Genomic DNA, 18,483 nt, shown 5'->3' on the forward strand with positions numbered 1-18,483 from the left:
TGATGCGTTCAACTCAGGGTCACGGGGTCGGGACCGTGATGTTGAGCTGCATCTCCGTGCCCTTCTTCGTCGTCTTGGCGACGGTCACCTTGGTGCCCGTGCCCGCAACCTTGACCGAGTTCCACGGGTTGTCCGCGGTCCAGTACTTGTTGACGTCGGTGTCGTCGAAGGTCGGGATCGCGGCCTGCTTGCCGATCGTCACCGGAACACCGTTGCGGTGGAAGGTGACCGAGTCGGTCTTCTCCTGGCCGAACGTGGCATCCCACGGCTGACGACGGTTGCCGAGCAGCTGACCACCCGGGAACTTCACCGGCGCCGGACGGGCGTCGACGGGCAGGGACTGACCGCCACCCGGGTGAGCCGAGGTGTTGTTGTCGGCGAAGGAGCTGTCGACGTACCAGACCAGCATGCCGTTCTGGTAGGGGAAGCGCTCCACCCAGTCCGGCTTGGTGTCGGCCCAACCGAAGTTGTACGGACCGGTCTGGAGGGTCTTGTCGTAGCCGGAGTAAACGCGGTTCTCCAGGAGGTAGAAGCGCGGGTACATCTTGTCGATCGTGCCGCTGATGATCTGGAAGCCGGTCGCGGCCCAGCCGTTGGCGCCGGACTCGACGTCATCGGAGAGGACGGCAGCGCCGTCGGCGTTGATCGTGATGTCGTCGATGAAGGCGCCCTTCTTGGCGAGGCCTCCGTCGGTGACGTAGTTGAAGCGGAACTTGATGGCCTTGCCGGCGAACGCCGACAGGTCCCAGGTCTTCTGGGTCCAGCCACCGCTGGCACCGTCGACGGCGTCGATGTCGGTCCAGTTGGCGCCACCATCGGTGGAGGCCTGGACGTAGAGGAAGTCGTAGCCCTCCTCGATGTCGTAGTCGAGCCACGCCGAAACGCTGGCCGAGGTCTTGCCGGTCAGGTCCACGTCACGCGTGATCGAGTTCTTGAGGTCGTCACCCGACTGGCTCCACCACTCGGCTGCGCCGCTGTGGGGGGTGTTGTACTTCGTGACAACGCGCTTGTCGGGAAGCGGAACCGCGACGGCCTGGGGCGTCTTGGCACCATCGAGGTCGGCCTGGCCGAGGGTGTACTTGCCGCTCTTGTCGGCCACGGTGTAGTCGAGCCAGCCGAGCTGCAGCTTCTCGAGCGGACCCATGTAGCCCGGGGTCGAGCCGATGGAGTCCTTGCCGTGGTTCAGCCACGAGCCACCGGACATGAGCGTCCAGAAGCCGGTGCCGTTGTCGCCACCGGCGGTGTCGTAGTAGTCCGGCAGACCGAGATCGTGACCGAACTCGTGGGTGAAGACACCCAGGCCACCGTTCTCGGGCTCGGTGGTGTAGTCACCGATCCACATGCCGGAGTTGCCGAGCTGAACGCCACCGGCCTTGTTCTGCTCCGGACCGGTCTTGCCGATCTGGTTGGAGTAGACGTACCAACGGTGCGACCAGATGGCGTCCTCGCCCTGTGCGCCGCCGCCGGCCTCTTCGCCCTCACCGGCGTGGATCGCCTGGAAGTGGTCGATGTAGCCGTCGGGCTCGTTGAAGTTGCCGTCGCCGTCGTAGTCGTAGCGGTCGACCTTGTCGAACTGCGCGAGGTACGTCTTGATCTCGGCGTCGGTCTTGCCGGCCGCCTTCTGGGAGTCGTACCAGGCGTTGGCCGAGTCCTGGATGAACGGCCAGGCACCCTCGGCGTCGCTGATCTCGTTGCTGCCGTAGGTCGCCGCGTTGCCGGGCACCTTGACCCAGTCGGAGACGTCGCCCTTGGCCAGGAAGCGGCCGTTGGACTGCTTCTCGTAGAAGTCCTTGAAGGACTCGCCCTCGCCGAACATCATGTCGAGGTAGTGCTCGCGGTTGAAGTCCGCAACCCACTCGGTGGAGTTGTTGTCGGTCGCGTCGCCGTTCCAGTTGCGGTCCGGCTCAGGGATCTCGTTGCGGCTCGGGCCGGGGGTGCCACCCGTCTTGGGGTTCACGCCATCGCCGAACTCGGCGAGGATCGTGAAGATGTCCTCCTCGCGCTCGACGGGGTAGGACACGAAGCGGTCCTTGCTGGCCTTGCCCTTGGCGGACTTCTTCTCGCCGGCGAGCTTGATGACTCGCTGGCCGCCGCGGATCTCGGTCGTGGCCTCGCCCTTGATGAGCTTGTGCACGGCCTCCTCACGCAGCTCGCGCGCAGCGTCGCCGAGCGGGTTGGGCAGGTCGTCCTTCTTGGCCGTCGAGGCCTTGGTGTCCTGCGCAGGGGGTGCGCTGTCCTTGGCGCTGGCACCCATGGGTGCGAGCGTCAGCACCAGCGCGGCTCCGGCCAGACCGGCCAGGGCGCGAGTGTGTCGTCTTGTCACGATTCCTCCGAGTGTGATGCCCGCCAGGGATCAGGCGTGCCCATGCAGAGAAACATGTGCAGTCCGATTGCACAATGGTTTGTGGGGTTTTTTACCTCCCCTTTACATTCCGCTCTCGACCGCGGTGACTCTGAGAGGATCGGGCCATGAGCGAGCAGCCCACCCCAGCGCCCGAAACGACCAACCCCTACGGCACCGGCGCGCAGGCGGCCCCCCAGAAGCGGATCCGCGTCCCCCACCTCCAGAAGATGAAGGCCGACGGCGAGAAGTGGGCGATGCTCACGGCCTACGACATGTACACCGCCGAGATCTTCGACGAGGCCGGAATCCCCGTCCTGCTCGTCGGCGACTCGGCCGGCAACAACGTCTACGGCTTCGAGACGACCGTCCCCGTAACCGTTGACCACCTCGTCCCACTGTGCCGTGCGGTGACCTCGGCAGCCCGGCACGCGATGGTCGTCGCTGACCTCCCCTTCGGTTCATACCAGGCCAGCCCACAGCAGGCCCTCGCCACGGCCACGCGCTTCATGAAGGAGGGCCTGGCCCACGCGGTCAAGCTCGAGGGCGGCAAGGCGATGGTCCCCGAGATCGAGCTGCTCGTCCGCGCCGGCATCCCCGTCATGGGGCACATCGGCTTCACCCCGCAGAGTGAGCACGTGCTCGGCGGCTACCGCGTGCAGGGCCGCGGCGACGGCGCCGACCGGTTGCTCGAGGACGCCCTGGCGCTCGAGGCCGCCGGTTGCTTCGCCATCGTCATGGAGATGGTCCCGGCCCCGGCCGCCAAGCGGGTCACCGAGGCTCTGTCGATCCCCACGGTCGGCATCGGCGCCGGTCCCGACTGCGACGCCCAGGTCCTCGTCTGGCAGGACATGGCCGGCCTCCGTGGCGGTCGCGCCCCGCGCTTCGTCAAGAAGTACCTCGACATGCGCACCGACCTCGCCAATGCCGCCCGCGACTACGCGTCGGAGGTCGCCTCGGGCTCGTTCCCGGCGGCCGAGCACTCCTTCGAGAGCTGACCGAACGCCAAACAGAAGCCGGTATGCCGGGTGCGCACCCGGCATACCGGCTTCAGTTCTGCAGACGTCGCCGCTGAGCCTTCTGTCGCGCTCCGCCTACTGCGGGCCTCGCTCGTTCCGCCCACGCAGAGCGTGGGACCCGGCTCGTGTCCGCCCACGCAGAGCGTGGGACCCGATCACGGCGTCGCCGCTCAATCCTCGAGGTCCTCGTCGTCCCACGTCGAGTTGGCGCCCTTGTTCTCCCACGCATCGTCCTCGGCGTCCCAGGCCTCGGTGTTGTCCCGGGCGGTCGCGAGCGCGTTGCGAGCCGCTTCTTCGGTGTCGTAGGGGCCCATGACGTCGTCGTTGCGGCTGCGGTTCTCGTCGGTCTCGACCTGCTTGGTCGCAATGTTGTACCAGTACGCCACGGTGTCCTCCTGAGTTCGTGAACAGGCGCTCTGCCTAGACTCCACCGTATGCCGATGACGTACGGAAGTGTCGCTCCCTGTGCGGTGTCCCCGCGGCGCGCTGTCCCCGCCACGATCGAGCGGCCCGAGTACGTCGACAAGCCCGCGCCGGACAAGAACCTCTCCCCCGAGGTCAAGGACGCCGAGACCATCGAGTTGATGCGCGTCGCGGGCCGGATCGCCGCCCAGGCCATGGAGGCCGCCGCCGCCGTCATCGCCCCGGGTGTGACGACCGACGAGATCGACCGCGTCGGACACGAGTTCCTCCTCGACCACGGCGCCTACCCCTCGACCCTGGGCTACCGCGGCTTCCCGAAGTCGCTCTGCACCTCCGTCAACGAGGTCGTCTGCCACGGCATCCCCGACTCCCGTCCGCTCGAGGATGGCGACATCGTCAACATCGACATCACGGCCTACATCGGCGGCGTGCACGGTGACACCGACGCGACCTACCTCTGCGGCAACGTCGACGACGAGTCGCGCCTCCTCGTCGAGCGGACGCGCGAGGCGATGATGCGCGGCATCAAGGCCGCGGTCCCGGGCCGCGAGGTCAACATCATCGGGCGGGTCATCGAGAGTTATGCCAAGCGCTTCGGCTACGGCGTCGTGCGCGACTTCACCGGGCACGGCATCGGCCGCTCGTTCCACTCGGGCCTGATCATCCCCCACTACGACGCGGCCCCGTCCTACGACACCGTTATCGAGCCGGGCATGACGTTCACCATCGAGCCCATGCTCAACCTCGGCACCGAGCGCTGGGAGATGTGGACGGACGACTGGACCGTCGTCACCGCCGACCGGCGACGCTCTGCCCAGTTCGAGCACACGATCCTCATCACCGAGACCGGCAACGAGATCCTCACCCTGCCCTGACCAGCACCGACCCGAGTCACCGACGGACGAAGGAGTCCCCATGAGCAAGAAGAGCGGCCTGCCCCTTGGCATCGACGTCGGCGGGAGCGGGATCAAGGGAGCCCCGGTCGACCTCAAGAAGGGTGAGTTCGCGGGCAAGCGCAAGCGGATCGACACCCCGGCGAAGTCGACGCCCGACGCCGTGGGCGACATCATCAACGAGATCGTCGACCACTTCGACGAGGTCCGCGGCGACTCCCCCATCGGCGTGACCATCCCCGGTGTGGTGACGAACGGCGTTGTGCGCACCGCGGCCAACATCGACAAGTCGTGGATCGATTTCGACGCCGAGAAGATGCTCGAGAAGAAGCTCGGGCACGACATCGTCCTCGTCAACGACGCCGACGCAGCCGGTGTGGCGGAGCTGCACTACGGCGCCGCCAAGGGCCAGAAGGGCCTCGTCATCGTCACGACCCTCGGCACCGGCATCGGATCTGCGCTGATCCACGACGGACGGCTCATCCCGAACTCCGAGCTCGGGCATTTCGAGCTCAACGGCGGCGATGCCGAGAAGTACGCCGCGTCGTCCATCAAGGACGTCGAGGGGCTCAGTTACCCCGAGTGGGCCGAGCGTCTCCAGAGCTACTACAGCCACCTCGAGAACCTGCTTTGGCCCGACCTCTTCGTCGTCGGCGGCGGCGTCTCCAAGGACCACGAGGAGTTCCTGCCACTGCTGAAGCTGCGCACCCCGATCGTGCCGGCCGAGCTGGAGAACAAGGCGGGCATCATCGGTGCGGCGCACCTGGCGCAGGAGTACCACGACCAGAAGTAGCCGCCCGACCCCGCCACTGCCCCACCCCGTCAGCGCTGGCGCGCGATGACCATCGCCTTCTTGGGGATGTTCTTGTCGAGGTCGTACTTCGCCTTCTTGCCCGTGGTCAGCTGCTCCGCGTACCCCATCTTGGAGAGGCGCATGAGGACGACCGGGCACGACTTGCAGCGCGGCTTGTCCTTGCAGCACTTCTTCTTCGCGGAAACCTTGGGCACGCGCCGAGAGTAGGTGAGCCTTACCTACTTCGCAAAATGATGTCCATCACGTGGCGCGCCGCCGTGCGTGGGGTCAGTGTCCGGAGAGATCCGTCGCCCCGCGACCGGCGAGGTCCCGGATCTCCGTGTCCGTGCCCCCGAGCTCGGCGGCCTGCCGCAGATAGAGCGCCCGACCGCGCTCGTTGAGGAGCCCGTCGTGGATCGGCACGGCCGTGCGCGGGTTGAGCCGACGGAGGAACCCCGTCAACTCGCGACTCCGCTGCCACGGAGCGTTGAGCGGGAACGCGACGACGTCGACCGCGCCCGGATCCTGGTCGACCGCGTCGCCGGGATGGAACAGGTTCGGCTCCCCCTCGGCCCGCAGCACGACGCCGACGTTGGGGATCCGCGGAAGGTCCTCGTGGATCAGCGCGTGCACCTCACCGACCGGTGTGATCGTCACGGCGCCCAGCGTCGTCGCACCGTTGTGCGTGCTCGCCTCGACGCCGACCCCGGCCAGGACCTCCGCACTCCCCGGGTCGCAGAGCACGCGCACGCCTGCGTTGGCCCGCACGAGTGCCGGCACGCGCCCTGGATCGAGGTGGTCCGGATGCTGGTGGGTGACGACGACCGCCGACAGGTCGCGCAGATCCTCGAACCCGGGCGTGAAGGTGCCCGGATCGATGAGGATCCGCTCACCGCCGATCTCGACGAGGAGGCATGAGTGGCCGAGGTGCGTCACACGCATGGCCTCACCGTATGCCCCGCACCCCGGCTTTGGGGCGGACGAGTCAGTCATAAGCCGGGTTCTGTCGCGTGGCCGGTTGCCCGGGTCACGCTGACGGTCATCCATCTACGACCACTGTTGCCAGTGGCCTCCAGCGCTCTACCCGTGTGCTTGGGCGGGCCGCCCTCGAACGCACACTGTCTGAGCTTGCTCCGGGTGGGGTTTACCGAGCCGACTCCGTCACCGGAGCCGCTGGTGGTCTCTTACACCACCGTTTCACCCTTACCGCTCGACCGGGGTCGAACGGCGGTCTGTTCTCTGTGGCACTGTCCCGCGGGTCACCCCGGGTGGCTGTTGGCCACCACCGTGCCCTGTGGAGCCCGGACTTTCCTCGACGTGGTTGCCCACGCCGCGACCGTCGGACTGACTCGTCCGCACGGGCAAGCATAGAGGTCGGCGGACGGCATACCGAAAAACGACGGCGTATGCCGTCCGCTCAGGCGACGACGAAGGTCACCTTCCCGGCGCTGACGTCCGCAGTCTCGAGGCGCACGCTGACGGTGGCACCCAGGTCCCCGTGACCCTTGGCGCGGGCGACGACGGGCACCTCCGTGAGCTGGACCTCGAGGCCCTTGTCATCCCGATCGACGACGACGGCCTCGAACGTCTCACCGATGCGCGGCGTGAGCACAGCTGCCTCGACGGCGTCGGCGCACATGCGTTCGGCTGCGCCGGCGACGCGGTCGCTCTCCTTCATGATCTCGGGCAGCGTCGGCAGGGCTTCACGGACCCAGCCCGGGATCTCGGTGCCGGCGCTGATCGCCTCGCAGATGACGAGACCGAAGCGGTCGATGAGCCGACGCAGTGGTGCCGTCACGTGGGCGTATGCGTCGGCGACGGCTGCCTGCTCGACCTGCTCCGGCACGTCGCCGTCGAACGGTGTGTAGCCGGCACCGCGGAAGAGGGAGGTGGCGTCGTAGATGAGGGCGAGGTGCTTGGGGTTCGTGCGGTCGAGGCTGCGGAGGAACTCGCCGTAACCCATCTCCGCTGGCCACGGCGTCCCGAGCGCCTTGGCCTGGCGGCGGAACCGGGCGACGGCATTGTGGTCGGCCTCGGGCATCGTGCGCAGGATGCCGACGCGGGCGTGCAGCATCATGTCGGCCGCAGCCATGCCGGTGAGAAGCGAGATCTGGGCGTTCCACTCCTCGACGGCGCGCGGCGGACGGAACTCGAGGCTGAAGTTGCCATCCTCGCCGAGGTGGACCTCCTGCTCGGGCATCGGCAGGCTCGCGCCACCGCGGAGCTGCTCCTGACGGATGCGCTTCTCGCCGATCTCCTTGAGCAGGAGCCAGCGCTCGTCCGCCGTGCCCGCATCGAACTGCTCCTGCAGCGTCACGTAGTCGAAGCGCTCGACCGACTTCACCATGGCGCGGTAGACCTCGGCACTCGTGCCCTCCCCCTCGGCGTCGAGGCGCATGTCCCACACGAAGGCCGGGCGCGTCTCACCCGGGAGCAGGCTGGCCGCGCCCTCGCTGATCGCCGTGGGGTGCAGCGGAATCCGCAGGTCCGGGCAGTAGACCGTCTGGCCGCGTCGGCGGGCCTCGACGTCAACTGCCCCGCCGGCAGCGACGAAGGCCGGCACGTCGGCGATGGCGTAGCGCACGCGGTAGCCGTCACCTTCTCGCTCGAGGTGCATCGCCTGGTCGAGGTCCATCGACGTGGCGGGGTCGAGGGTCACGAACGGCACAGCCGTCTCGTCGCGCTCCGGGAGTGCGGGTGCGCCGGCGACCTGCGTGGCCTCGGCCTCCACCTCGGGTGGGAACTCCTCGCTGACCTTGAGCTCCGCCCGGATGGCGGCAAAGCGGGCGAGCAGGGTCTCGCGCAGGGGTGCTGTCGTCGTGGCGTCGACCGGGGCAAGGCTGATCTGGCGCTGAGGCATACCGGCAAACCTACAGAAGCCGGCGCGGACATAGGGTGACCGCGTGTTGATCCTCCTGCCGCCGTCGGAGTCCAAGGCGAACCGTCGCCGTGGGAAGCCTGTCGACCCTGCGACCTGGTCGTTCCCCGAACTGACGGAGACACGCGCACTCGTGGCCAAGCACTTGCGTGAGGTGAGCCAGTCCCCCACTGCCACAACGGATCTCGGCGTCTCGCCCGGTCTCGCGGACGAGGTCGCGCGCAACCTCGAGCTCGACGTCGCGCCGGCCACTCCGGCGGCCGAGGTCTACACCGGCGTGCTCTACGACGCGCTCGGGCTCTCCACGCTGGACAGCGCGGCACGACGCCGCGCCAACCAGTGGCTCGTCATCGTCTCCGCACTCCACGGTGCCGTTCGCCCCAAGGACCGCATCACGGCATACCGGCTCTCGATGGACGTCAACCTGCCCGGGCTGGGACCTGTCGCGGCTGCGTGGCGACCGGTCCTTGCCGACGTGCTCACGTCGGCCGCCGGGCGCGAGGTCGTCGTCGACTGCCGCAGTTCGACGTATGCCGCCGCGTGGACTCCCACGGGCGACGTCGCCTCGCGCTGGGTGCAGGTGCGCGTTCCGGGCGCGAGCCACATGGCCAAACACACGCGAGGTCTCGTGGCGCGGCACCTCTGCCTGCGGGGCGAGCGCGCCCGCACCCCCGAGAAGCTCGCCACGATCGTGGCCGAGGCGTTCGACGTGGCCCTCACTCCCCCGGCTCGCCCGGGCAAAGCCTGGGTGCTCGACGTCCGAGCCGACTGATGGTCAGCGGCTGAGGGCTCCGGCGAGGGCTGCGTCGAGATCCTCGATGAGGTCCTCGACGGACTCGAGGCCGACGGAGATGCGGATCGTCCCGTCGGTGATGCCGACGGCCGCACGGGCCTCCGGAGTGAGCCGCCGATGGGTCGTCGTCGCCGGATGGGTCGCCAAGGACTTGGCGTCGCCGAGGTTGTTGGAGATGTCGACGAGCTGCAGGGCGTTCATCACGTCGAAGGCGACGTCCTTGCCACCGTCGACCTCGAACGTCACGACCGTGCCCCCGCCACCCATCTGGCGCGTCGCCAGCTCGTGCTGCGGGTGGCTCTCGAGCATCGGGTAGACGACCTTGACGATGCCCTCACGGGACTCGAGGTGGCGGGCGATCGTCAGGGCGTTGTCCGCCATCCGCGTCACGCGCAGCGACATCGTCTCCAGACCCTTGAGGAGGACCCAGGCGTTGAACGGGGACATCGCCGGGCCGGTGTGCCGCATGAGGTTCTTGACCGGTCCGTCGATGAACTCGCTCGGGCCGAGGACTGCGCCGCCGAGGACGCGCCCCTGGCCGTCGATGTGCTTCGTCGCGGAGTAGACGACGATGTCGGCACCGTGCTCGAGCGGCTTGCTGAACAACGGTGTCCCGAACACGTTGTCGACGACGACCTGGGCACCGGCGGCATGCGCGAGGCGCGAGACCTCGGCGATGTCGACGAGCTCCTGCATCGGGTTGCTCGGGGTCTCGAAGAAGACGGCCGCCGTGGGAACCGACAGGGCCTCCTCCCACTGCGCGAGGTCCGGGCCATCGACGAACACAGCCTCGACCCCGAAACTCGGCAGGATCTCGTCGACGATGACGAAGCAGGAGCCAAAGAGCGCACGTGACGCGACGATCCGGTCGCCGTTGCCGCACAACGCTGCCAGTGCGACCCACACCGCGGACATGCCCGAGGACGTGGCGAAGCAGGCCTCCGCACCTTCGAGCAGTCGCAGCCGTTCCTCGAACATGCTCACGGTGGGGTTGCCATAGCGGCTGTAGATGAACTTCTCGATCTCGTCCTTGAACGCCGCCTCGGCCTGCTCGGCCGACTCGTAGACGAAGCCCGAGGTGAGGAACATTGCCTCACTCGTCTCGTCAAAACCGCTGCGGGACAGGCCTCCTCGCACGGCGAGAGTCTCGGGGCGGAACGCACGGCCTGCTTCCTCGCCCACGTCAGCCCTGCTTCCAGGGCAGTCCGGCGACCTTCCAACCGGACACCGTGCGGTGTCCGTCCGCGTCGTGCGGACCCTCAAAACCTTCGAGGACGTTGTATGCCGGTCCGAGACCGGATGCAGTGGCCGCCTTCGCGGCGGCAACCGACCGCACGCCCGAGCGGCACAGGAAGTAGAGGGACGTTCCGTCCTCCACACCAGCGCCCCTCAGTTGGTCGACGAACGCCGCGTTGATCCGCCCGTCGGGATACGACTGCCACTCCACGAGCAGGACGTCGTGCTCCGAATCCAGTTGCGGGACACCCACGTAGGACCACTCGGCATGGGTGCGCACATCAACGAGAACGGCATCCGCACCCTCGGTGACGGCGGCAAAGGCCTCGGACGGGGTGACATCGCCGGCATAACTCATGCGAGTCAGCCTAGGGACGCCACACCGTGCGTGGTGGTGTCGTTCAGAGGCCGGACTCTGGCGTGCGCACGAGGATGCGACGGCACTCCTCGCAGCGGAGCACCTCGTCCTCGGGAGCGGCCTTGATCTCACGCAGGGCAACCGGGTTGAGTTCGAGCTGGCACCCGCCGCAGCGCCGCTGCCGCAGCGCCGCCGCACCCGTTCCGCTCGTGGCCCGGATCTTGTCGTAGAGGGCGACGAGCGCCTCACCGGCACCCGACACGAGCTCGCCGCGTGGAGCGCTGACCTGGGCCTCGTCGGTGTCGAGCTCGGCCAGGCGTGCATCGCGCTCGGACTCGAGCCGCGTGAGGCGCTCGGTGAGCTCCGAGCGCCCGCGCTCCAGTTCGGCCACGTCGGACTGGATCGCCTCGACTCGCTCCATCACCTCGAGCTCGACCTCCTCGAGCTCGGCCTGACGCCGACCCAGGGATTCGAGTTCGTGCTGGATGGCGGTGAGGTCCTTGGCCGTCCCCACTCCGGAATCGAGCCGCTGCTGGTCGCGCGTTGCCCGGTCGCGGACCTGCTGCACGTCACTCTCGGCCTTGATGAGCTCGCGCTGGACGTCGCCGAGCTCGGTGCGCGAACGCACGAGCTGGTCGTCGAGCAAGGACGCCTTGCCCTCGAGGTCGGCGATCTCGGCGAGCTGCGGGATCGTGGTGCGCGCGTGGGCGATCTGCGACAGGCGCGTGTCGAGTGCCTGGAGGTCCAGCAGGGTGGCCTGTTGTCCGGGATCGGCTTTCACGGGGTACCTCCGGCTGTCGTTGCCCCGACCGTGAAGGTCCACGGGTCGGTGCGCACTGTGCTGATGTCGATGTCAACGTCCACCCTAAGCGCTGATGCGAGCGCGTCGGCCAGCGTCGGCAGCCACACGGCCTCGCTCGACCAGTGGCCGGCGTCGACGAGGTAGGGACGACCCCCGCGCGCCTCTTCCCGGGCTTCGAGCGCGGGGTGGTGACGCAGGTCCGCGGTGACGTAGACATCGGCACCCGACGCCCGGACGGCGGCGAACTGGTCGTCCCCCGCACCGCCGACGACGGCCACCGTCTGGACCACCGCGTCGGCGGGGCCAGCGACCCGCAGGCCGGCAGCGGAAGCCGGCAGGCCGGCATACAGGGAGGTTGCGAAGTCCGCGAGCGTCGTGGGCGTCGGGAGGCGCCCGACACGACCGAGCGGCTGGTCCTCCACCACGGCGAGTGGACGAGTGTCGCTGAGGCCGGCTGCGGACGCGAGGGCCTCGCAGACACCGGCCGCCGCGACGTCAGCGTTGGTGTGGGCCACATAGAGAGCGATGTCGCCGACGATGAGGCCGGTCACGCTCGCACCCTTGGCGCTCGTCGTCGCCACGGAGTGGATGCCGCGCATCAGCAGCGGGTGATGCGTGACGATGAGGTCGGCGTGCCGCTCGCGGGCTTCCTCGATGACGGCCAGAGTGGGATCGAGTGCCAGCAGGATCCGCTCGACCGGCTGGTCGGGGTCACCGGAGACGAGACCGACCTGGTCCCAGGACTGCGCCGTGGACGGCGGGTAGAGCCCTTCGAGGGCAGCGACGACGTCACGCAGCAGGAGGGTCACGTGGGCCCGGCCGGCCTCGAACCGACGACACCCGCGGTGTAAACGCGGTGCTCTACCAACTGAGCTACAGGCCCCGACACGACACGAGGTGCCGTGGTCGGTCGCCCATTGTGTCAGGCCGCGAGAGGGTTCGCGTCAGGCCCGGGCGAGTGCAGCGTGGAAGCCGCTGAAGTCCCGTCGTTCACCGATCCCGCTGATCAGGGACCAGCGGATGATGCCGTCGCGGTCGATGAGGAAGGTGCCACGGCGCGCGACCCCGACCTCCTCGTCGAACACGCCATAGGCCCTGGCGACCTCGCCGTGCGGCCAGAAGTCGGACAGGAGCGGGAAGAAGTAGCCGTCGCGATCCGCGTAGGCGCGCAGGGAGAACATGGCGTCGCAGGAGATGGTGAGCACCTGAACGTCATCGGTCACGAAGCTGCCGAGGTCGTCGCGGATCTCGGTCAGCTCTCCGGTGCAGATCCCCGAGAACGCCCACGGATAGAACACGATCAGAGCCTGGCGTTGTGCGAGGACGTCGGTGAGGGCCACGTCCGCGCCATTCTGGTCGCGGAGGGTGAACAGGGGTGCCCTGTCCCCCACCGCGAGAGCTGTGCCGGGGTCGGTCATGCGAGCAGTCTGCCGCAGCGCGTTCAGCGTCGTCCCTTGGGTGTGCCGAGCTTGGTGGCCCGCCACCGCGGGGAGGCGTGGAACGCCCCGGCGGTGTGCAGGCCGGTCGTCGCGGCGGCTTCGTCGATCTCGGCGGGGTCCACAGCCCCGGCGGTCCGGTCCTTCGGGGTCAGCACGATGACGAAGCCACCCTCCGGCAGGACGCCCACGAGGTTGATGAGGGCGTCGGTGAGGTCACCGTCGTCGGCGCGCCACCACAGTAGGGCCGCGTCGGCCTCCCCGGTGTAGTCCTCGTCCTCGAGGTCCGCGCCGACGACGTCCTCGACCGCGAAGCGGAAGTCGTCGTCGACGTCCTCGTCCCACCCGAACTCCTGCACGATCTGCTCGGCGGCGAAGCCGAGGCGCTCGACGGCACCTGAGCCGTCGGGCCCCGTGTCGGCGGGCGGTGGTGCGGCGGTGTTCACGGTGGGGCTACCTCTCGTCGTGTGGGTCTGGGGTCACTAGTTGACTAGGAACGTCCGCACTCGTGCAACCGCTTCTCGCGAATTTCCGTGCTGCTCCTGCCCTCGCGGACTCTTCGCGCAGGAGCGTCGTCGCCGTCTCGAGGTCGAGGTGGGCGATCGAGACACTCACCGGGCCGGGGGTCGAGACGAGCGTGACACCGGCGAGATCGAGGCGACGCTCCAGCGGTCCCTGCGCCATCGTCAACGACTGCACCCGGGCGTGCGGCATGACCGAAACCTTGCGTGAGAGTCGACCGGTGCGGACCATGACGGAGTGCGGGGTGGCCGCGAATCCGGCGCGCCGCCAGCTCAGGGGATCGAAGCGCCGGGCGCGCGGCGAGACGAGCGTCCACCCACCCTCGGTCCCCTCGCCGAGGGCGGCACGGCGCAGGTCCTCGGCGGACAGAACCGGGTCGAGCAGCGTGAGCACATCAAGGGCCTGCTGGAGATTCCCGACGGGGAGCACCGTCGTCTCCGTGTCGTTGGTGCCGGTGGGGTCGTGCGCGACCCCGGCGACGTTGACCTTGACCCGCCACCATCCCAGCGGTCGCCACCAGAGCGGCTGGACCATGCCGACTGCCTGAATCCGGTGCAGCGGAACGGTATTGGTGCGTTTGTCGGTCAGGCCGTGCTGGATGCGGACGGAGGTTCCGGTCTCGGCGAGTCGGAAGTTGCCGTGCTTGAGCAGCTCCCCGACGCGGTTCACCGCGATACCGAGGGCGATGGGACCCAGTGCGGGCAGCGCCAGCGCCACCCCGGTGAGCGCCTCGAACCGGCTGCCATAGGCCGCCAGCGCGACCGCCGCCGCCAGCAGCATCACGAGGCCGAGGAAGATCGTGCCGCCGTGAAGGATGGTGGCCACGAACAATCTGCCGTTCGGGACCCGGAACACTTCGTGCCCCTCGTCGAGGGAGAGCGGGTGCGGTGACGATCCTTCGGTGGGTATGCCGTCCGCCCCCGCAGGTGCCCCCGCTGCGGTTCGCGGACCGGCCTCGTCGCGACGACCCGCGAGCGCCAACAGTTCCCGACGGACCTCGTCGGCCCGGCCGGAGCTCAGGAACGCGAGCTTGAGCTGGGAGTCGCCGCCTCCGGCCGACTGGACGATGACCTGGGAGAGCCCGGTGATCTGGGCCAGAAGCGGCCGGCTGATCTCGATCGCCTGGACGCGCTCCAGAGGCACCTGACGATGCTCACGGAACAGCCATCCCTTCCGGAACTCGATCTGCCCATCGGCAACGCGGAACTTCGCGAACCGCCAGGCCAACCAACCGAACAGCCCGACGATGGTGAGCCCGGTCACGATGACCGCTGCCGTCGCGAGCGAGTGGTCGAAGAGGAACCCGAGGCCTTCGCGCAAACTCTGATCGGCAGCCTCGTCCCCCGGGTCCTTGGAACCACCGGTCAACGAACGGAAGATGTCGTCGATGAATTGCGTCGCGGCATACCCGATGATCGCGACCCCGACCACACCACCACGGAGGATGGGCGACAACGGGTGGAGGTGCTGCCAATCGGCAAGGTCCCGTTCGGAGGTCGAGCCCTGCGGGAGCGGATTCGGTTCTGTCACAACCCTGCTCGCTGTGCCTCGCCGCGAGCGGCCAACCGGCCCCGCAGAGCTTCGGCCTCGTCCACGGGCAGGCCGGGAAGGGTCCCGCCGCTCTCGGGAGACGCCGTGTGGAACTCGCAGGACGCGATCCCGCGCGACCGCATGAGCGGTCCGGACTCGACGTCGATGTATTGGAGGCGGCCGTACGGAATGCTCACGAGGGAGCGGAAGAGTCGGCCCTTGCGAATGACGATCTCCTCGTCGAGTTCGATCCACGTGATCGCGGAGACCTGACGAACGATGAGCCAGGCACCCCACCCGATCAGCACCGCAACCGCCCCCGCACCGATCCAGAACCAGGGCGTGACGAGAACGGCGAGCGCGACGAACGCGATCACGAAGGGGACGAGCCACCCGAAGAGGGTGATGAGTCGGACCGTGCGCAGGGACGGGCTCACCGACCTCCATGGCAACTCGTTGCCGCGCAGGGACACGGCGGCGGATTCGGGTGACGTCGTCATGGCCCCAGCCTGCCAGCCCACCCGAGTGTGACGCCCACCACTCCCGGTGACAGGATGGACGTGTCGACCTCAACCGGTCGGTGACTCGACTCCACCCCGAGTCGGGCCCGTATGAAGAAGGGACACCGTCGTGACGTTCCGCGAGGAAGCCGGACCAATTCTCAATGGCCTTCCCAGCAGCCTCACCGACATCGACCCCGAGGAGACCTCGGAGTGGCTGGACTCGCTCGACCAGGTGATCGACGAGGGAGGGCGACAGCGAGCGCGCTACCTCATGTTGCGCCTCCTCGAGCGCGCCCGGGAGAGCCAGATCGGCGTCCCGTCCCTCACGGCGACCGACTACGTCAACACCATCGACCAGGAGCAGGAGCCCTGGTTCCCGGGTGATGAGGAAGTCGAGCGTCAGTACCGCCGCTGGATCCGCTGGAACGCCGCGGTCATGGTGCACCGCGCGCAGCGCCCCGGAGTCTCGGTGGGTGGCCACATCTCGACGTACGCGTCGGCCGCCACCCTCTACGAAGTCGGCATGAACCACTTCTTCCGCGGCCAGGACCACCCGGGCGGCGGAGACCAGATCTTCTTCCAGGGCCACGCCTCCCCCGGCATGTACGCGCGCAGCTTCCTCGAGGGCCAGATCGATGAGACCGACCTCGACGGCTTCCGTCAGGAGAAGTCGCACATCGTCGACGGCAGGATCCGGGCGCTGTCGTCCTACCCGCACCCGCGGATGATGCCTGAGTACTGGCAGTTCCCGACAGTGTCGATGGGCATCGGTCCGATGAACGCGATCTATCAGGCGCAGTTCAACAAGTACCTCGACAACCGCGGTATCAAGGACACGTCCGACCAGCGCGTGTGGGCCTTCCTCGGCGACGGCGAGATGGACGAGCCCGAATCGCGTGGCCTCCTCCAGCTGGCCGCGAACGAGGAGCTCGACAACCTCACGTTCGTCATCAACTGCAACCTGCAGCGGCTCGACGGACCGGTGCGCGGCAACGGCAAGATCATCCAGGAGCTCGAGGCGTTCTTCCGCGGCGCGGGCTGGAACGTCGTCAAGGTCATCTGGGGCCGCGGCTGGGACCCGTTGCTCGCGGCCGACCGCGACCATGCCCTGCGGCACATCATGAACACCACGACCGACGGTGACTACCAGACGTTCCGCGCCAACGACGGCGCCTATGTCCGCGAGCAGTTCTTCGGTCGCGACCCGCGCACCCGCAAGATGGTCGAGAAGCTCACGGACGAGCAGATCTGGCACGACCTGCAGCGCGGTGGCCACGACTACCGCAAGGTCTTCGCCGGATATCAGGCCGCCGTCAACCACACGGGTCAGCCGACGGTCGTCCTCGCCCACACCATCAAGGGCTACGGCCTGGGCAAGGGCTTCGCCGGACGCAACGCGACGCACCAGATGAAGAAGATGACGGTCGACGACCTCAAGAACTTCCGCGACGTCCTGCGCCTGCCGATCACCGACGCCCAGATCGAGGAAAACCCCTACCAGCCGCCCTACTTCCACCCGGGCGAGAACGACCCGACGCTCGAATACATGCTCGAGCGGCGACGCGCCCTCGGTGGATCGATCCCGCAGCGGCGGAGCAAGTACACCCAGTTGTCCCTTCCCGGCGACGATGCCTACGCGCAGGTCAAGAAGGGCTCGGGCAAGCAGAACATCGCCACGACGATGGCCTTCGTCCGTCTCCTCAAGGACCTCATGCGGGACAAGGAGTTCGGCAAGCGCGTCGTGCCGATCATCCCGGACGAGGCTCGCACGTTCGGCATGGACTCGTTCTTCCCGACCCTCAAGATCTACAACCCGCACGGACAGAACTACACGCCCGTGGACCACGACCTCATGCTCAGCTACCGCGAGTCGGAGCAGGGCCAGATCCTCCACGCCGGCATCAACGAAGCCGGATCAGTGGCGGCGTTCACCGCGGCCGGGTCGAGCTACTCGACCCACGGCGAGCCGATGATCCCGATCTACGTCTTCTACTCGATGTTCGGGTTCCAGCGCACCGGCGACTCCATCTGGGCTGCGGCCGACCAGCTGGTGCGTGGCTTCCTCATCGGCGCCACGGCCGGACGCACCACCCTCACCGGCGAGGGCACGCAGCACGCCGATGGCCACTCCCCCCTGCTGGCGTCGACGAACCCCGGTGTCGTCAGCTACGACCCGGCGTTCGGCTACGAGATCGCGCACATCATGCGCGACGGCCTGCAGCGCATGTACGGCGATGACCCGGAGAACGTCATCTACTACCTCACCGTCTACAACGAGCCCTACGTGCAGCCGGCCGAGCCGGAGAATGTCGACCGCGAGGGCATCGTTCGAGGGATGTACCTCCTTCAGGCGGCAGACACCACGGGGTGGACCCACACGCCCGCTCGAGCGCAGCTCATGGCCTCCGGTGTGGGCGTCCCGTGGGCCCTCGAGGCCCAGCGCCTCCTGGCCGACCACTGGGGCGTCGCCGCGGACGTCTGGTCCGTGACCTCGTGGGGCGAGCTGCGGCGGGATGGCCTCGCCTGCGATGAGGACGCGTTCCTCCACCCGGAGAACGAGGTTCGTGTCCCCTACGTCGCGCAGAAGCTCAAGGACGCGCCCGGCCCGGTCCTCGCGACGTCGGACTACATGCGCGCGGTTCCCGACCAGATCGCGCAGTACGTCCCGGGTGAGTTCCACTCCCTCGGTACCGACGGGTTCGGGTTCGCCGACACCCGTCCGGCAGCGCGTCGTTTCTTCCACGTCGACGGTCCGTCGCTGGCGGTGCGCACCCTCCAGGTGCTCGCGGCGCGCGGTGAGGTCGCGGCCGACCTCCCGGGCAAGGCTGCGGAGAAGTACGACCTCCTCGATGTCCGTGCCGGCACGAGCGGCAACGAGGGCGGCGACAGCTGACAAGCCACGACTGATTGCGCTGGTGGGACAACGAGCGCCAGCGAGTTGACCCATCAGCGCAAG

The 18,483-nt window shown here is 68.2% G+C and carries 18 protein-coding genes, 1 tRNA gene and 1 other RNA gene; 5 read left to right on the forward strand and 15 right to left on the reverse strand.

Annotation, left to right across the window (positions count from 1 at the left end; genetic code table 11):
• Window positions 1-19: 19 nt before the first annotated feature.
• Window positions 20-2,323: an immune inhibitor A domain-containing protein gene (locus N803_RS00175; protein ID WP_035901550.1), complete on the reverse strand. Its 2,304-nt coding sequence runs from the start codon at window positions 2,321-2,323 to the stop codon at window positions 20-22.
• 146 nt (window positions 2,324-2,469) lie between these two features.
• Between N803_RS00175 and panB the strand changes: the two genes are divergently transcribed.
• Entirely contained in the window at window positions 2,470-3,339 is an 870-nt protein-coding gene (panB, locus tag N803_RS00180; RefSeq protein ID WP_035901552.1) for a 3-methyl-2-oxobutanoate hydroxymethyltransferase, read from the forward strand.
• Between the two features lie 191 nt (window positions 3,340-3,530).
• On the opposite strand, the gene N803_RS00185 is transcribed toward panB, so the two are convergent.
• Window positions 3,531-3,746 carry a hypothetical protein gene (locus tag N803_RS00185; protein ID WP_035901554.1) on the reverse strand — a complete coding sequence of 72 codons (216 nt, stop codon included), beginning with the start codon at window positions 3,744-3,746 and terminating at the stop codon, window positions 3,531-3,533.
• A gap of 48 nt (window positions 3,747-3,794) precedes the next feature.
• Here N803_RS00185 and map point away from each other — a divergent pair, with 48 nt between their 5' ends.
• Both map and ppgK read left to right on the forward strand, forming a co-directional pair.
• Complete coding sequence (gene map, locus N803_RS00190; protein WP_035901555.1) at window positions 3,795-4,658, forward strand: type I methionyl aminopeptidase; 864 nt, start codon at window positions 3,795-3,797, stop codon at window positions 4,656-4,658.
• 40 nt (window positions 4,659-4,698) lie between these two features.
• Entirely contained in the window at window positions 4,699-5,469 is a 771-nt protein-coding gene (gene ppgK / locus N803_RS00195; protein WP_035901556.1) for a polyphosphate--glucose phosphotransferase, read from the forward strand.
• A gap of 29 nt (window positions 5,470-5,498) precedes the next feature.
• On the opposite strand, the gene N803_RS00200 is transcribed toward ppgK, so the two are convergent.
• The 4 genes from N803_RS00200 to N803_RS00210 all read right to left on the reverse strand — a co-directional run bounded on the left by N803_RS00200 (window position 5,499) and on the right by N803_RS00210 (window position 8,329).
• The gene (locus tag N803_RS00200; protein WP_035901558.1) at window positions 5,499-5,684 is read right to left on the reverse strand and encodes a hypothetical protein; all 186 of its coding nucleotides are present in this window, start codon (window positions 5,682-5,684) and stop codon (window positions 5,499-5,501) included.
• A gap of 73 nt (window positions 5,685-5,757) precedes the next feature.
• A complete protein-coding gene (locus N803_RS00205) occupies window positions 5,758-6,411 on the reverse strand; it encodes an MBL fold metallo-hydrolase (RefSeq protein ID WP_035901559.1) in 654 nt (217 codons plus the stop codon).
• Window positions 6,412-6,446: 35 nt separating this feature from the next.
• Window positions 6,447-6,821: RNase P RNA component class A (rnpB, locus tag N803_RS17300), an RNA gene on the reverse strand.
• 65 nt (window positions 6,822-6,886) lie between these two features.
• Entirely contained in the window at window positions 6,887-8,329 is a 1,443-nt protein-coding gene (locus N803_RS00210; RefSeq protein ID WP_035901560.1) for an RNB domain-containing ribonuclease, read from the reverse strand.
• Between the two features lie 43 nt (window positions 8,330-8,372).
• Between N803_RS00210 and N803_RS00215 the strand changes: the two genes are divergently transcribed.
• A complete protein-coding gene (locus tag N803_RS00215) occupies window positions 8,373-9,119 on the forward strand; it encodes a YaaA family protein (protein ID WP_035901562.1) in 747 nt (248 codons plus the stop codon).
• A 3-nt stretch (window positions 9,120-9,122) separates the two neighbouring features.
• Here the strand turns inward: N803_RS00215 and N803_RS00220 are convergent, their stop codons facing one another.
• From N803_RS00220 to N803_RS00260, 9 genes are all read right to left on the reverse strand, one after another.
• Complete coding sequence (locus tag N803_RS00220) at window positions 9,123-10,322, reverse strand: O-succinylhomoserine sulfhydrylase (protein ID WP_035901563.1); 1,200 nt, start codon at window positions 10,320-10,322, stop codon at window positions 9,123-9,125.
• Window position 10,323: 1 nt separating this feature from the next.
• The gene (locus tag N803_RS00225; protein WP_035901565.1) at window positions 10,324-10,734 is read right to left on the reverse strand and encodes a rhodanese-like domain-containing protein; all 411 of its coding nucleotides are present in this window, start codon (window positions 10,732-10,734) and stop codon (window positions 10,324-10,326) included.
• A gap of 43 nt (window positions 10,735-10,777) precedes the next feature.
• Complete coding sequence (locus N803_RS00230) at window positions 10,778-11,515, reverse strand: zinc ribbon domain-containing protein (protein WP_035901566.1); 738 nt, start codon at window positions 11,513-11,515, stop codon at window positions 10,778-10,780.
• Window positions 11,512-12,345, reverse strand: coding sequence for a Nif3-like dinuclear metal center hexameric protein (locus N803_RS00235; RefSeq protein WP_035902541.1), 834 nt, complete (start codon window positions 12,343-12,345; stop codon window positions 11,512-11,514). The genes N803_RS00230 and N803_RS00235 overlap by 4 nt, the downstream gene beginning before the upstream one ends.
• A gap of 1 nt (window position 12,346) precedes the next feature.
• A tRNA-Val gene (locus tag N803_RS00240) sits at window positions 12,347-12,419 on the reverse strand.
• Window positions 12,420-12,480: 61 nt separating this feature from the next.
• Window positions 12,481-12,954, reverse strand: coding sequence for a peroxiredoxin (locus N803_RS00245; RefSeq protein WP_035901568.1), 474 nt, complete (start codon window positions 12,952-12,954; stop codon window positions 12,481-12,483).
• 23 nt (window positions 12,955-12,977) lie between these two features.
• Window positions 12,978-13,418 (reverse strand): DUF3052 domain-containing protein, encoded by a 441-nt coding sequence (locus N803_RS00250; RefSeq protein WP_035901570.1) that lies wholly within the window; start codon window positions 13,416-13,418, stop codon window positions 12,978-12,980.
• A 7-nt stretch (window positions 13,419-13,425) separates the two neighbouring features.
• A complete protein-coding gene (locus N803_RS00255; protein WP_052111548.1) occupies window positions 13,426-15,024 on the reverse strand; it encodes a PH domain-containing protein in 1,599 nt (532 codons plus the stop codon).
• A complete protein-coding gene (locus tag N803_RS00260) occupies window positions 15,021-15,524 on the reverse strand; it encodes a PH domain-containing protein (RefSeq protein ID WP_035901572.1) in 504 nt (167 codons plus the stop codon). The genes N803_RS00255 and N803_RS00260 overlap by 4 nt, the downstream gene beginning before the upstream one ends.
• Window positions 15,525-15,654: 130 nt before the next feature.
• Here N803_RS00260 and aceE point away from each other — a divergent pair, with 130 nt between their 5' ends.
• Window positions 15,655-18,420 (forward strand): pyruvate dehydrogenase (acetyl-transferring), homodimeric type, encoded by a 2,766-nt coding sequence (gene aceE, locus N803_RS00265; RefSeq protein ID WP_035901575.1) that lies wholly within the window; start codon window positions 15,655-15,657, stop codon window positions 18,418-18,420.
• The last annotated feature ends 63 nt before the right edge of the window (window positions 18,421-18,483 follow it).

It is taken from the genome of Knoellia subterranea KCTC 19937 (assembly GCF_000768685.1).
In the GTDB taxonomy this organism is placed as follows: domain Bacteria; phylum Actinomycetota; class Actinomycetes; order Actinomycetales; family Dermatophilaceae; genus Knoellia; species Knoellia subterranea.

Excerpts from the sequence above, each read along its gene's own strand:
- panB (WP_035901552.1), top strand. The coding sequence starts at position 2,470 with ATGAGCGAGCAGCCCACCCCAGCGCCCGAAACGACCAACCCCTACGGC.
- map (WP_035901555.1), top strand. The coding sequence starts at position 3,795 with ATGCCGATGACGTACGGAAGTGTCGCTCCCTGTGCGGTGTCCCCGCGG.
- ppgK (WP_035901556.1), top strand. The coding sequence starts at position 4,699 with ATGAGCAAGAAGAGCGGCCTGCCCCTTGGCATCGACGTCGGCGGGAGC.
- N803_RS00205 (WP_035901559.1), bottom strand. The coding sequence starts at position 6,411 with ATGCGTGTGACGCACCTCGGCCACTCATGCCTCCTCGTCGAGATCGGC.
- N803_RS00210 (WP_035901560.1), bottom strand. The coding sequence starts at position 8,329 with ATGCCTCAGCGCCAGATCAGCCTTGCCCCGGTCGACGCCACGACGACA.
- N803_RS00225 (WP_035901565.1), bottom strand. The coding sequence starts at position 10,734 with ATGAGTTATGCCGGCGATGTCACCCCGTCCGAGGCCTTTGCCGCCGTC.
- N803_RS00245 (WP_035901568.1), bottom strand. The coding sequence starts at position 12,954 with ATGACCGACCCCGGCACAGCTCTCGCGGTGGGGGACAGGGCACCCCTG.
- N803_RS00260 (WP_035901572.1), bottom strand. The coding sequence starts at position 15,524 with ATGACGACGTCACCCGAATCCGCCGCCGTGTCCCTGCGCGGCAACGAG.